Raw genomic sequence first — 13,272 nt, forward strand, 5'->3', positions numbered from 1 at the left:
GTACCGCCGGCGGACGCGAGAGGGGCACCGGACCTGATGGCCCGGTGCCCCTTCTCGTACGGCCGGTCGCACGGAACGCAACTGCCGCAACTGCCGTGACCACCGCGGCCGGTGTGACCGGTGCGGGGTGCGCGGAGGTGTTAGCGCTCGACCTCGCCGGCGATGAACTTCTCGACGTTCTCACGCGCCTGGTCGTCGAAGTACTGCACGGGCGGGGACTTCATGAAGTACGACGACGCGGAGAGGATCGGGCCGCCGATGCCGCGGTCCTTGGCGATCTTCGCGGCGCGCACGGCGTCGATGATGACGCCCGCGGAGTTCGGGGAGTCCCAGACCTCCAGCTTGTACTCCAGGTTCAGCGGGACGTCGCCGAAGGCGCGGCCCTCAAGGCGGACGTAGGCCCACTTGCGGTCGTCGAGCCAGGCCACGTAGTCCGACGGGCCGATGTGGACGTTGTCGGCGCCCAGGTCGCGGTCGGGGATCTGGGAGGTGACGGCCTGCGTCTTGGAGATCTTCTTGGACTCCAGGCGCTCGCGCTCCAGCATGTTCTTGAAGTCCATGTTGCCGCCGACGTTGAGCTGCATCGTGCGGTCCAGGACGACGCCCCGGTCCTCGAAGAGCTTCGCCATGACGCGGTGCGTGATCGTGGCGCCGACCTGCGACTTGATGTCGTCACCGACGATCGGGACGCCGGCCTCGGTGAACTTGTCCGCCCACTCCTTCGTGCCGGCGATGAAGACCGGGAGGGCGTTGACGAAGGCGACCTTGGCGTCGATGGCGCACTGCGCGTAGTACTTCGCGGCGTCGTCGGAGCCCACGGGCAGGTAGCAGACCAGGACGTCGACCTGCTTGTCCTTGAGGGTCCGGACGATGTCCGCGGGGGCCTCGGGGGACTCCTCGATCGTCTGGCGGTAGTACTTGCCCAGACCGTCGAGGGTGTGGCCGCGCTGGACCGTGATGCCCGTGGAGGGCACGTCACAGATCTTGATGGTGTTGTTCTCGCTGGCACCGATGGCGTCCGAGAGGTCGAGGCCGACCTTCTTCGCGTCCACGTCGAACGCGGCCACGAACTCGATGTCCCGTACGTGGTACTCGCCGAACTGGACGTGCATCAGACCCGGGACCTTGCCCGCCGGGTCGGCGTCCTTGTAGTACTCGACACCCTGCACCAGCGAGGCGGCGCAGTTGCCCACACCGACGATGGCTACGCGAACCGAACCCATTGCGGTTGCTCCCTGTGTGATCTCAGCGTTCGTGATGAAACCCTGCGGAGGTGCAGGGCCTCACTTGGTGGGGTCCGCGGACGGATCCGGCGGTCCTGGACGTCCCGGGGGCGTACCCCCGGAAGACGCGGCGTCCCGGTGCCGGGGCAGGCCGTCCGCTTCTCCGGCTTCCTGCTCGACGGGCTCCTCGGGGCCGGACCGCATCTGATCCCGCCCTGCCCGCTCACTCTCGATCAGCTCGTTCAGCCAGCGCACCTCGCGCTCCACGGACTCCATGCCGTGGCGCTGCAGTTCGAGCGTGTAGTCGTCGAGCCGCTCACGGGTACGGGCCAGGGAGGCGCGCATCTTTTCGAGGCGCTCCTCCAGCCTGCTCCGGCGGCCCTCCAGCACCCGCATGCGCACATCGCGCTCCGTCTGCCCGAAGAAGGCGAACCGAGCAGCGAAGTGCTCGTCCTCCCAGGCGTCGGGGCCGGTGTGCGACAGCAGCTCCTCGAAGTGCTCCTTGCCGTCGGCCGTGAGCCGATAAACGATCTTGGCCCGGCGCCCCGCGAGGGAGGCGGCGAGCGCGTCCTCCGGGGCGCTGCCCGGTTCCTCGATCAACCAGCCGTTGGCAACCAGCGTCTTGAGGCAGGGATAGAGCGTCCCGTAACTGAAGGCACGGAAGATCCCCAGCGAGGTGTTGAGCCGTTTCCGCAGCTCATAGCCGTGCATGGGGGACTCGCGGAGCAGGCCGAGGACAGCGAACTCAAGAATGCCCGAGCGTCTGCTCACCCTCGCCTCCTCCACGGTCCAGGACACCGTCCCGGACTCTTATGCCGAACCGATGTATCGACTCGATACATCCCGACGATAGATCGGAGAGACGGTGGGGACAAGGGGGGCTTTAGTGAACGGCGTCACATCCCGGATTCTCATGATGCAACTTGCCTGATTTAGGGTGAACTTCAGCTCTCGGAGGGGTTTGACCGTGCGTAGTCTGTGCGGCATGCAGACCACCGGGAACCCAGCGACGTCCATGAACGTCAAGACTGTCGGTTCACCGGATGCATGTCGGATGAGCCCTATGCCGGGCCGGTCCGTATTCATTTCGGGGGACCGGAACCCAACTGCCGCTTCCAGGCGTACACGCCTGCCCGAGGAGTAGTCGTTCGATGAGCGAGCACCGTCGCAAAACGCCGCAGCCACCAGGTGGCGGCCGTGCCGCGTCCAGGCGTGCGGCCCAGCAGCCGTCCGGTCGCCGTGCAGCCCCTTCGCGGGAGACCACGGTCTCCCATGCCGAGGGATACGAGGAGGAGCCCGCCTACGGCGGGCGTGCCGAGGCCAGACGCGCCGCCCAGCGCGGCGGACGCCGACGCGGGGCCGAGGGCGGTGGCGCGGGCGGTGGCGGCGGAGGCCGACGCGGCGGCGGAGCCGGGGACGAGGAACCGCGCAAGAAGCGGTTCATCGACTACCCGCGGTACAACAAGTACGGCTGGCGCCGCTGGGTGCCCTCCTGGAAGCAGACCACCGGGCTGAGTATCGCCTTCGTCGGGTCCGTCCTGGCCGCCGGGACCGTCGCGTACGCCATGGTCGAGGTCCCCGACGTCCAGAAGGCGTCGGAGGCTCAGAAGAACGTCTACTACTGGGACGACGGCACCCAGATGGCAGCCGCCGACGGCGCGGTCAACCGGCAGATCATCAACATCAGCCAGATCCCCAAGAACATGCAGAACGCGGTGGTCTCCGCCGAGAACAAGACCTTCTGGAACGACCCCGGCGTCGACTTCAAGGGCATGGGCCGCGCCGTGTTCAACATGGCCATGGGCGGCGACACGCAGGGTGGCTCCACCATCACCCAGCAGTACGTCAAGAACGCCCGGCTGGGAGACCAGAGCCAGACCTTCAGCCGTAAGTTCAAGGAACTCTTCATCTCCATGCGGGTCGGCGCGGACATGGACAAAGAAAAGATCATGGAGGGGTACCTGAACACGTCGTACTACGGGCGCAACTCCTGGGGCATCCAGGCCGCGGCCCGTACGTACTACGGCAAGGACGCCGACGAGCTCAACGCGAGCGAGTGCGCCTTCCTCGCCTCGCTGCTCAAGGGCGCGACCCTCTACGACCCGGCCGGCGCCCCCGAGCTCAACCGGAACGCCACTCCCGAGGCGAACAGGAAGCGGGCCGAGATCCGCTGGAAGTCGATCCTCGACGGCATGGTGGATGACAAGCTCCTCGACGCGACCGAACGCGCCAAGTACACCGAGTTCCCGATGCCGGACCCGCCGAAGAAGTCCGGCGACCTCGGCGGCCAGATCGGATACCTGGTCGACCTCGCCAAGGCGAACTTCGTCAACAACAACGACCGGGACATCACGGCCGACGACCTCACCGCGGGCGGCTACGAGATCCACACGACCTTCAACAAGAAGAAGGTCGAAGAGCTGGAGAAGTCGGTCAAGAAGGTCTACGACGCCAACATCGACCCCGAGAAGCGTCCGAAGACCGACACCCACGTCCAGTTCGGCGGCGCCTCGGTCGAGCCGGCCAGCGGAAAGATCGTCGCCATCTACGGCGGCGAGGACGCCACCAAGCACTTCACCAACAACGCCGACCAGACCGGCGCCCAGGTCGGATCGACCTTCAAGCCGTTCGTGCTAGCCGCGGCCATGGAACACGGCAAGCGCGACCCGAAACTCCCTCCGCAGCAGACCGACGAACAGCGCACACAGGTCTCGCCCGACAAGGCCACCTACAACGGCGACAACAAACTGAAGATCAAGGAATACGACGGGTCGATCTGGACCAACGAAGAGGGCAAGGAGTGGCTCCAGACCAACGACGGCGGCCGCGACTACGGCGACATCGACCTGCGTGAGGCCATGAAGCAGTCCGCCAACTCGCCCTTCGTCCAGCTCGGCATGGACGTCGGGATCGACCAGGTGCGCCAGGCGGCCATCAACGCGGGTCTGCTCCCCGAATCCCTCAGCAAGTCCAGCGTTCCCTCGTTCTCGCTCGGCATCTCCGACCCGAGTGCCATCCGGATGGCCAGTTCCTACGCCACCTTCGCCGCCAGCGGCAAGCAGCGCGACCCGTACTCCGTCGACAAGGTGCTGAAGGAGGGCGAGGTCATCTACCAGCACAAGGCGACGGCGACCAATGCCTTCCCCTCCAATGTCGCGGACAACGTCACCGACGTGCTGACGGACGTCGTGAAGGACGGCGGTACGGGAAGCAGCGCGCAGCTCCCCGGCCGTGAGGTCGCCGGCAAGACCGGTACCACCGACGGCAACAAGTCGGCCTGGTTCGTGGGCTACACCCCGCAACTCTCCACCGCCATCGACATGTACCGGATGGACGACGACGCGAAGAACACGAAGCGTCAGTTCGAGGAGATGTTCGGTACTGGTAATCAGGACAAGATCCACGGCGCGTCGTTCCCGGCCGAGATCTGGCAGGACTACATGACGCAGGCGCTCAAGGGGAAGCCCGTCGAGAAGTTCCCCAAGCCCGAGCCCATCGGTGAGGCGGTCTACGGAGGCGGCGCCGCGTCCCCGACCCCGTCGCCGAGCGACAGCCCGTCGCCGAGCGACTCCGAGAGCCCGTCAGCGACCCCGACGGAGACCGAGAGCGAGCAGGCGCCGCCGCCGAGCCCCTCCGACACGGAGTCCTGCAACAACATCTTCGGCTGCGCCAACCAGGGCAACAACAACCAGGGGAACACCAACCAGGGCAACGGCAACGGCGGCCCAGGCGGGGGCGGCGACGGCGGGGAGACCACCTCGCCCTCACCGTCCAGTGAGGAAACGGAAGACTCGGGAGGCGGGGGCATCTTCGGCTGACACGCCGGAGACCTCTCCGGCACCCGAAGCCGCCGCAGCCGCCGCACAGGCCGCCTCCACAGGCGGAGGGGCCGCCCGCGACACCCGCGAGGGCCGTCGCACCGGATACGTACAGATACACGTACGTACGGTGCGGCGGCCCTCGCGTCGTCCACAGGCCCGCACCGCCCACAGCGGCATACGGCAGGATGGACGCCATGCCGAGCGCAGAAGAGACAACCGTGCACCAGGACCGGCCGGACGTGGCGCCCACCCGGCGGGACGAGATCGCCGCGGCCGGCAGCGAACTGATCGGCGGCCCCGCCGGACGCTGGGCCTGGCCGGGCAGCGGCCGGCTCTCCCCCGTACGCGCCGTCGCACTGGTGGCGATCGGCATGTTCGCACTCGGCATGGTGCAGAAGATGCCCTGCTACAACTGGGCCTGGTTCCGCGGAGCCAGCTCCCAGTACACCCACGCCTGCTACTCGGACATCCCGCACCTCTTCATCGGGCGCGGCTTCGCCGACAACCTCGTGCCGTACTTCGACCGGCTCAGCGGCGACATGCAGTACCTGGAGTACCCCGTCCTGACCGGCCTCTTCATGGAGGTCGCCTCCTGGCTCACCCCCGGCGGCTCCCTCCAGTACCGCGAGCAGATGTACTGGATGGTCAACGCGGGCATGCTCATGATCTGCGCCGCCGTCATCGCCGTCTGCGTCGCCCGCACCCACCGCCGCCGCCCCTGGGACGCCCTCCTGGTCGCCCTGGCGCCCGCCTTCGCGCTCACCGCCACCATCAACTGGGACCTGCTGGCCGTCGCCCTCACCGCCGCCGCCATGCTCATGTGGTCCCGCGGCCGCACCCTGGCCTTCGGCATCCTCATCGGGCTCGCCACCGCCGCCAAGCTCTACCCCGCACTCGTCCTGGGGCCGCTGCTCGTCCTGTGCTGGCGAGCCGGCCGCTACCGCGCGTACGGCACGGCCCTCATGGGAGCCGCCACCGCCTGGCTGGCGGTGAACCTGCCCGTGATGCTGCTCGCCCCCGAGGGGTGGAAGAAGTTCTACACCTTCAGCCAGGAACGGCAGATCGACTTCGGCTCCTTCTGGCTGATCATCACCCAGCGCACCGGCCGGTCCATCGACGTCAGCACCGTCAACACGTACGCCATGGTCCTCATGGTGCTGGCCTGCGCGGGCATCGGCGCCCTCGCCCTCACCGCGCCCCGCCGGCCACGCTTCGCCCAGCTCGCCTTCCTCGTCGTCGCCGCGTTCATCCTCACCAACAAGGTCTACTCGCCGCAGTACGTCCTCTGGCTCATCCCGCTCGCCGCCCTGGCCCGCCCCCGCTGGCGCGACTTCCTCATCTGGCAGGCGTGCGAGGTCATGTACTACCTCGGCATCTGGATGTACCTCGCGTACACGACCAGCGGCGACGCCCACAAGGGACTGCCCACCGAGGGCTACCAGCTCGCCATCGCCCTGCACCTGCTCGGCACGCTCTACCTCTGCGCCCTGGTCGTACGGGACATCCTCCTGCCCGAACGGGACGGCGTACGCACCGACGGCACGGACGACCCCTCCGGAGGCGTCCTGGACGGCGCCGAGGACCGCTTCGTGCTCGGCAGAGCCGCACCGGAGCCCGCCGGAACGCCCGCCACCCACTTCGGCGGGGTCAAGCTCGAATGGGGGGTCCGCAAGAGCCTGCCGCCCGCCCAGGAGCGCTCACCCGACTTCGGCTGACCACCGCGACACCGGCTGACCACCTCGGGAACTCGGGAACCCGGGAGCTCGGGAAACGACTGAAGGCTCCCCTCGCGCGTGGACGCGGGGGGAGCCTTCGGCGTTACGGGGGCCGGCGCGGGGCCAGGGCGAGCGCCGCGGTCAGCGGTCCACGAGCCGGTCGAACTGCGTCGTCGTATGGCGCAGATGCGCCACCAACTCGTCCCCGACCCTCGGCTCCTGCGCGTCCGACGGCACGAACAGGATCGACACCTGCATGTGCGGCGGCTCCGCGAACCAGCGCTGCTTCCCGTCCCAGACGAACGGAGACAGATTCCTGTTCACCGTCGCCAGACCCGCCCGCGCGACCCCCTTCGCCCGCGGCATCACCCCGTGCAGCGCCTTCGGGGCCTCCAGCCCCACACCGTGCGACGTACCCCCCGCCACGACCACCAGCCAGCCGTCGGACGCGGCCTTCTGCTGCCGGTAACCGAACCGGTCGCCCTTGGCGACCCGCGTCACGTCCAGCACCGAACCCCGGTACTCGGTCGCCTCGTGGTCACCCAGCCACAGCCGCGTGCCGATCCGCGCCCGGAACCGCGTCTGCGGGAACTGCTGCTGGAGCCGCGCCAGCTCGGACGCCGCGAGATGACTCACGAACATCGTGTGCAGCGGAAGGCGCGCCGCCCGCAGCCGGTCCATCCACGCTATGACTTCCTCGACCGCGTCGGAGCCGTCCGTACGGTCCAGCGGAAGATGCAGGGCGAAGCCCTCCAGCCGTACGTCCTCTATGGCGGCGTGGAGCTGCCCCAGCTCCTCCTCCTTCACCCCGTGGCGCTTCATCGAGCTCATGCACTCGATGACCACACGGGCGCCCACCAGGGCGTACACGCCGTCCACGGACGAGACCGAGCGCACCACCCGGTCCGGCAGCGGCACCGGCTCCTCGCCCCGCCGGAACGGCGTGAGCACCAGCAGATCGCCGCTGAACCAGTCCTTTATGCGCGCGGCCTCATAAATCGTGCCCACAGCCAGCGTGTCGGACCCGAAACGCGTGGTCTCGTCGGAGAGCCGTTCATGACTGAAGCCGTAGCCATTGCCCTTGCAGACCGGGACGAGCCCCGGGAACTGCTCGATGACCGACTTCTGGTGCGCCCGCCAGCGCGCGGTGTCGACGTAGAGGGAGAGCGCCATTGCCGGTCCGGAACCTTTCTCTCGGCTGCGGTGATCAGAGTGCTGCGGTGGATAAGAATATGAATCGTCTTACGGGAATCGTCTTACGGGTCGGGACGGCCCAACCGGCCCTACCAGAAGGATCCGCCCCGGACCGCCGCCGGAAACCTCCGGCGGCACATCAACCGGTCAACGGCGCGACATGTACATGTCGAGCGCCTTGTGGAGCAGCTTGTTCAGCGGGAAATCCCACTCGCCGATGTACTCGACCGCCTCGCCGCCCGTACCCACCTTGAACTGAATCAGACCGAAAAGGTGATCGGTCTCGTCGAGCGAATCGGAAATACCCCGCAGGTCGTACACCGTCGCACCCATCGCATACGCGTCCCGCAGCATCCGCCACTGCATCGCGTTCGAAGGCCGCACCTCACGCTTGTGATTCGCCGAAGCACCGTACGAATACCAGACATGACCACCGACGATCAGCATCGTCGCCGCCGCCACGTTCTCACCCTCATGACGCGCGAAATACAACCGCATCCGATTCGGGTCCTCGGCGTTCAGCACACTCCACATACGCTCGAAGTACGACAACGGCCGCGGCCGGAAATGATCCCGCTCCGCCGTGATCTCGTACAACCGCTGCCACTCACCGAGATCCTCGTAACTCCCCTGCACCACATCGACACCGGCCTTCTCGGCCTTCTTGATGTTGCGCCGCCAGAGCTGATTGAACCCCTTCAGCACATCATCCAGCGAACGATTGGCCAAAGGCACCTGGAAGACATAACGCGGCTGGACGTCACCGAAGCCCGCACCCCCGTCCTCCCCCTGCTGCCACCCCATCTTGCGCAGCCGGTCCGACACCTCGAAAGCACGCGGCTCGATGTGCGACGCCTCGACATCACGCAGCCGTTTCACATCCGGATCCTGAATACCCGACTTGATCGCCGCCGCATTCCACCGCCGGATAACCACCGGAGGCCCCATCTTCACCGAGAAAGCACCCTGATGCTTCAGATGAGCCAGCATCGGCTGAAGCCACTCGTCCAGATTCGGCGCATACCAATTCAGCACCGGACCCTCGGGCAGATACGCCAGATACCGCTTGATCTTCGGCAACTGCCGGTACAGCACCAGCCCCGCACCGACCAGCTCACCGTTCTTGTCGAACCAGCCCAGATTCTCGGAGCGCCACTCCGTCTTCACATCAGCCCACGCCGGGACCTGGCAATGACTCGCCGCGGGCAGACTCTGGATATACGCCAGATGCTGCTCACGGCTGATGGTCCTCAGGGTCAGACTCATACGGGGCGCTCCTCGGCAGGTGTGTCCCCATCGATACAGGGGCTCCGGCTCTCGCGCCGAAGCCTACTGCGCCGATGGAGCGCCCCGTCTGGCCCTCGGCCGAGCCGACGGAGATGTTCCGGGGGCCCGGCCCGCGGGACAGGCCCCCAGGGCCCTCGTTCGGATCACGCGGATCACGCCGGACCACGCGGACCACGCCGGATCGAACGGGACCCCTAACCGATCACCCCGCCGAACAGACCACCGTGCGCCATACCGAGGAAGAAGCCGACCGCCGAAGCGCCCAGCCCGATGATGAGCAGGAACCGCTCGCGTGTCGTCACGGAGATGAACTGCCCGTACCCACCCGTCAGGATCCCCACCAGCCCCGCCCACGAGCTGATCAGATGCAACTGGTGGAAGAACGCCGTGACGAACGCGAGGAGACCCAGCGCCAGCGTCACCACCATCAGGGTGTCCTGAAGCGGATGGGACTTCCCGTCCGTCGAGAAAAGGGACGTGGAGGGGTTCGGTCGCATTGCCTGTGCCATCTGGCACCTCCTGGCCTTGCCGGAGGCGGCGCATCGTAGCGCCGCGCACACCCGATGTGTACAGATTGCGCCCGCAGGCAGCAGGATTTCAACAGGAAGCCACCGTGCGGGTAGTCTGTACGGTCTGCACCGGTGTCTGCCCTGACCAGAACACGATCCCCTCGTCCGACGAGCCGGATTGTCAGTGGCGGCCGATACCGTTGCTCACGCATCACGACCCTCCTGCCACGGAACGACCGTGGCCGCTGAGTCCAAAGGAGGTGGGTTCCACATGCGTCACTACGAGGTGATGGTCATCCTCGACCCCGATCTCGAGGAGCGAGCTGTCTCCCCGCTGATCGAGAACTTCCTCTCCGTCGTCCGTGAGGGCAACGGAAAGGTCGAGAAGGTCGACACCTGGGGCCGTCGTCGTCTCTCTTACGAGATCAAGAAGAAGCCCGAGGGCATCTACTCGGTCATCGACCTCCAGGCCGAGCCTGCGGTCGTCAAGGAGCTCGACCGACAGATGAACCTGAACGAGTCGGTCCTCCGGACCAAGGTCCTCCGCCCCGAGACCCACTGAGCCTCCAGCTCAGCGTCATCGGGTCCGAGTAGCAGCAAGCAGCCAGAAGCAATCCCCGCCGAGAGGTTCACCCATGGCAGGCGAGACCGTCATCACGGTCGTCGGCAATCTCGTCGACGACCCCGAGCTGCGCTTCACCCCGTCCGGTGCGGCGGTCGCGAAGTTCCGCGTCGCGTCCACTCCCCGCACCTTCGACCGGCAGACCAATGAGTGGAAGGACGGCGAAAGCCTGTTCCTCACCTGCTCGGTCTGGCGGCAGGCGGCGGAGAACGTCGCCGAATCGCTCCAGCGAGGCATGCGCGTCGTCGTGCAGGGCCGGCTGAAGCAGCGGTCCTACGAGGACCGCGAGGGCGTCAAGCGCACGGTCTACGAGCTGGATGTCGAGGAAGTCGGCCCCAGCCTGAAGAACGCCACGGCCAAGGTCACCAAGACCACCGGTCGCGGTGGCCAGGGTGGTTACGGCGGCGGCCAGCAGGGCGGCGGCGGAAACTGGGGCGGCGGCTCCGGTGGTGGTGGCCAGCAGGGCGGCGGCGGTGCTCCCGCCGACGACCCGTGGGCCACCAGCGCGCCGGCCGGCGGCGGCCAGCAGCCGCAGAGCGGCGGGGGCAATGGAGGCGGCTGGGGCGGAAGCTCCGGCGGCGGCTACTCGGACGAGCCGCCCTTCTAGGGCGGGCTCGTACCCCACTTCTTGATCACACAGGAGAAACACCATGGCGAAGCCGCCTGTGCGCAAGCCTAAGAAGAAGGTCTGCGCATTCTGCAAGGACAAGACCCAGTACGTGGACTACAAGGACACGAACATGCTGCGGAAGTTCATTTCCGACCGTGGCAAGATCCGTGCCCGCCGCGTCACCGGCAACTGCACGCAGCACCAGCGTGACGTCGCCACGGCCGTCAAGAACAGCCGTGAGATGGCGCTGCTGCCCTACACGTCCACCGCGCGATAAGGGGAGGGTGACCGAATCATGAAGATCATCCTCACTCACGAGGTCTCCGGCCTCGGCGCCGCCGGCGACGTCGTCGACGTCAAGGACGGCTACGCTCGCAACTACCTGGTCCCGCGTGGTTTCGCGATCCGCTGGACCAAGGGTGGCGAGAAGGACGTGGCGCAGATCCGCCGCGCCCGCAAGATCCACGAGATCGCGACCATCGAGCAGGCCAACGAGATCAAGGCCCGCCTCGAAGGCGTGAAGGTGCGTCTGGCCGTTCGCTCCGGCGACGCCGGCCGCCTCTTCGGCTCCGTCACCCCGGCTGACCTCGCCTCGGCGATCAAGTCCGCCGGTGGCCCGGACGTCGACAAGCGTCGCATCGAACTCGGCTCGCCGATCAAGACCCTGGGCTCGCACCAGGTGTCCGTGCGTCTGCACCCCGAGGTCGCCGCGAAGCTCGGCATCGAGGTCGTCTCCGCCTAGGCGACACGCTCGGCAGAGTACGCAGGAAGAGGGCCGTATCCCCACCGGGATACGGCCCTCTTCTCTGTCCCTGCGGTTCTGTCACTACAGCTCCTTCGCCGCAGCCATGTTTCACGTGAAACGGGCACACCGGGTGTTTCACGTGAAACGGCGGCCCGGGACGTGTACGTCAGCGCGTGGCGCCCGTGACCAGCCACCGGCCCGAACGGCTCCGCAGCCAGAGCGTCAGCATGCGGACCGCCATCATCAGCCCCATAGCCCACCAGAGGGCCGTCAGTCCGCCCCCCAGAACCGGCACGAGCAGAGCGACCGGCGCGAAGACCGCCAGCGTCACCACCATGGCCCCGGCGAGATACGGACCGTCCCCCGCGCCCATCAGCACACCGTCCAGCACGAACACGATCCCCGCGAGCGGCTGTGTCACCGCCACCACCAGCAGAGCCGGCAGCAGCGTCTCCCGCACCGCGGGGTCCCCCGTGAACAGCGGAATGAACAACGGGCGTGCGGCGACGATCAGAACACCCAGCAGCACACCCGACACGATCCCCCACTGCACCATGCGACGGCACACCTCCCGGGCGCCCTTGGTGTCCCCCGCCCCGAGATAGCGGCCGATGATGGCCTGCCCCGCGATGGCGATCGCATCGAGCGCGAACGCCATCAGACTCCACAGCGACAGAAGAATCTGATGCGCCGCGATGTCCGCGTCCCCGAGCCGCGCCGCGACCGCCGTGGCGATCATCAGAACCGCCCGCAGCGAGAGCGTACGGACCAGCAGCGGGGCCCCGGCCTGTGCGCTGGCCCGTATCCCCGCCGCGTCGGGCCGCAGCGACGCGCCGTGCCGACGCGCTCCCCGTACGACGACGACCAGATAGACGGCGGCCATGGCGCACTGGGCGATCACCGTGCCCCAGGCGGAGCCGGCGATGCCGAGGCCGGCGCCGTAGACGAGCGCGACATTGAGCGCCGCGTTGGCGCCGAACCCGCCGATGGCGACGTACAGCGGCGTACGCGTGTCCTGGAGCCCGCGCAGCACACCGGTGGCGGCCAGTACCACCAGCATGGCCGGGATGCCGAGGCTGGAGATCCGCAGATAGGTGACGGCGTACGGTGCGGCGGTGTCCGAGGCGCCGAAGAGCCCGATGAGCCACGGCGCGGCGGGCAGGGTCACCGCGACGACGACGGCACCGAGCAGGAGGGCCAGCCAGATGCCGTCCATCCCCTGACGGATGGCGGCCGGCAGATCGCCCGCGCCGACCCGCCGGGCGACGGCCGCGGTGGTGGCGTAGGCGAGAAAGACGAAGACGGAGACGGCGGTCGTCAGCAGGGCCGCCGCGATGCCCAGTCCGGCGAGTTGCGGGGTGCCGAGATGGCCGACGATCGCGCTGTCGAACATCACGAAGAGCGGCTCGGCCACGAGGGCCCCGAAGGCCGGAACGGCGAGCGCGACGATCTCGCGATCGTGCCGTCGCCGTCCTGTCCTGGATGCCGAAGGGGCCTGTGTCATGCGGTCAACCTAATCTTCCACAGGTAAGTGATGCAAGGGACT

The 13,272-nt window shown here is 67.6% G+C and carries 12 protein-coding genes; 6 read left to right on the forward strand and 6 right to left on the reverse strand.

All coding sequences use genetic code 11. The annotated features are described in order from the left end of the window. Window positions 1–140: 140 nt before the first annotated feature. Both ACIO3P_RS12160 and ACIO3P_RS12165 read right to left on the reverse strand, forming a co-directional pair. The gene (locus ACIO3P_RS12160) at window positions 141–1,223 is read right to left on the reverse strand and encodes an inositol-3-phosphate synthase (RefSeq protein ID WP_329822825.1); all 1,083 of its coding nucleotides are present in this window, start codon (window positions 1,221–1,223) and stop codon (window positions 141–143) included. A 60-nt stretch (window positions 1,224–1,283) separates the two neighbouring features. Next, complete coding sequence (locus tag ACIO3P_RS12165) at window positions 1,284–1,994, reverse strand: PadR family transcriptional regulator (protein WP_329822826.1); 711 nt, start codon at window positions 1,992–1,994, stop codon at window positions 1,284–1,286. Window positions 1,995–2,374: 380 nt separating this feature from the next. On the opposite strand from ACIO3P_RS12165, the gene ACIO3P_RS12170 reads away from it, so the two are divergent. Both ACIO3P_RS12170 and ACIO3P_RS12175 read left to right on the forward strand, forming a co-directional pair. Then, a complete protein-coding gene (locus ACIO3P_RS12170) occupies window positions 2,375–5,041 on the forward strand; it encodes a transglycosylase domain-containing protein (protein ID WP_401849121.1) in 2,667 nt (888 codons plus the stop codon). A gap of 197 nt (window positions 5,042–5,238) precedes the next feature. After that, on the forward strand, window positions 5,239–6,759 hold the full coding sequence (locus ACIO3P_RS12175; protein ID WP_329822828.1) for a glycosyltransferase 87 family protein: 1,521 nt from the start codon (window positions 5,239–5,241) through the stop codon (window positions 6,757–6,759). Between the two features lie 141 nt (window positions 6,760–6,900). On the opposite strand, the gene ACIO3P_RS12180 is transcribed toward ACIO3P_RS12175, so the two are convergent. The 3 genes from ACIO3P_RS12180 to ACIO3P_RS12190 form a co-directional block, all read right to left on the reverse strand. Continuing rightward, on the reverse strand, window positions 6,901–7,932 hold the full coding sequence (locus tag ACIO3P_RS12180) for an alanine racemase (protein WP_329822829.1): 1,032 nt from the start codon (window positions 7,930–7,932) through the stop codon (window positions 6,901–6,903). Window positions 7,933–8,100: 168 nt separating this feature from the next. Then, window positions 8,101–9,219, reverse strand: coding sequence for a peptidoglycan bridge formation glycyltransferase FemA/FemB family protein (locus ACIO3P_RS12185; RefSeq protein WP_329822830.1), 1,119 nt, complete (start codon window positions 9,217–9,219; stop codon window positions 8,101–8,103). 215 nt (window positions 9,220–9,434) lie between these two features. Further along, window positions 9,435–9,749 (reverse strand): hypothetical protein, encoded by a 315-nt coding sequence (locus tag ACIO3P_RS12190; protein ID WP_329822831.1) that lies wholly within the window; start codon window positions 9,747–9,749, stop codon window positions 9,435–9,437. A 271-nt stretch (window positions 9,750–10,020) separates the two neighbouring features. On the opposite strand from ACIO3P_RS12190, the gene rpsF reads away from it, so the two are divergent. The 4 genes from rpsF (at window position 10,021) to rplI (ending at window position 11,723) form a co-directional block, all read left to right on the forward strand. Then, window positions 10,021–10,311 (forward strand): 30S ribosomal protein S6, encoded by a 291-nt coding sequence (gene rpsF, locus ACIO3P_RS12195; RefSeq protein ID WP_006604399.1) that lies wholly within the window; start codon window positions 10,021–10,023, stop codon window positions 10,309–10,311. Between the two features lie 73 nt (window positions 10,312–10,384). Continuing rightward, window positions 10,385–10,978: a single-stranded DNA-binding protein gene (locus ACIO3P_RS12200; protein ID WP_329822832.1), complete on the forward strand. Its 594-nt coding sequence runs from the start codon at window positions 10,385–10,387 to the stop codon at window positions 10,976–10,978. Between the two features lie 43 nt (window positions 10,979–11,021). Next, window positions 11,022–11,258 (forward strand): 30S ribosomal protein S18, encoded by a 237-nt coding sequence (gene rpsR / locus ACIO3P_RS12205; RefSeq protein WP_003967857.1) that lies wholly within the window; start codon window positions 11,022–11,024, stop codon window positions 11,256–11,258. An 18-nt stretch (window positions 11,259–11,276) separates the two neighbouring features. Continuing rightward, on the forward strand, window positions 11,277–11,723 hold the full coding sequence (rplI, locus tag ACIO3P_RS12210; protein WP_329822833.1) for a 50S ribosomal protein L9: 447 nt from the start codon (window positions 11,277–11,279) through the stop codon (window positions 11,721–11,723). 169 nt (window positions 11,724–11,892) lie between these two features. On the opposite strand, the gene ACIO3P_RS12215 is transcribed toward rplI, so the two are convergent. Beyond that, window positions 11,893–13,230 carry an MATE family efflux transporter gene (locus ACIO3P_RS12215; protein WP_401793512.1) on the reverse strand — a complete coding sequence of 446 codons (1,338 nt, stop codon included), beginning with the start codon at window positions 13,228–13,230 and terminating at the stop codon, window positions 11,893–11,895. Between the last annotated feature and the right edge of the window lie 42 nt (window positions 13,231–13,272).

The organism is Streptomyces sp. NPDC087310 (assembly GCF_044744405.1).
Lineage (GTDB): Bacteria > Actinomycetota > Actinomycetes > Streptomycetales > Streptomycetaceae > Streptomyces.

Bases quoted from the DNA above. Each gene is read 5' to 3' on its own strand.
- ACIO3P_RS12160 (WP_329822825.1), bottom strand. From the start codon at position 1,223: ATGGGTTCGGTTCGCGTAGCCATCGTCGGTGTGGGCAACTGCGCCGCC.
- ACIO3P_RS12170 (WP_401849121.1), top strand. From the start codon at position 2,375: ATGAGCGAGCACCGTCGCAAAACGCCGCAGCCACCAGGTGGCGGCCGT.
- ACIO3P_RS12175 (WP_329822828.1), top strand. From the start codon at position 5,239: ATGCCGAGCGCAGAAGAGACAACCGTGCACCAGGACCGGCCGGACGTG.
- ACIO3P_RS12180 (WP_329822829.1), bottom strand. From the start codon at position 7,932: ATGGCGCTCTCCCTCTACGTCGACACCGCGCGCTGGCGGGCGCACCAG.
- ACIO3P_RS12185 (WP_329822830.1), bottom strand. From the start codon at position 9,219: ATGAGTCTGACCCTGAGGACCATCAGCCGTGAGCAGCATCTGGCGTAT.
- ACIO3P_RS12190 (WP_329822831.1), bottom strand. From the start codon at position 9,749: ATGGCACAGGCAATGCGACCGAACCCCTCCACGTCCCTTTTCTCGACG.
- rpsF (WP_006604399.1), top strand. From the start codon at position 10,021: ATGCGTCACTACGAGGTGATGGTCATCCTCGACCCCGATCTCGAGGAG.
- ACIO3P_RS12200 (WP_329822832.1), top strand. From the start codon at position 10,385: ATGGCAGGCGAGACCGTCATCACGGTCGTCGGCAATCTCGTCGACGAC.
- rpsR (WP_003967857.1), top strand. From the start codon at position 11,022: ATGGCGAAGCCGCCTGTGCGCAAGCCTAAGAAGAAGGTCTGCGCATTC.
- rplI (WP_329822833.1), top strand. From the start codon at position 11,277: ATGAAGATCATCCTCACTCACGAGGTCTCCGGCCTCGGCGCCGCCGGC.
- ACIO3P_RS12215 (WP_401793512.1), bottom strand. From the start codon at position 13,230: ATGACACAGGCCCCTTCGGCATCCAGGACAGGACGGCGACGGCACGAT.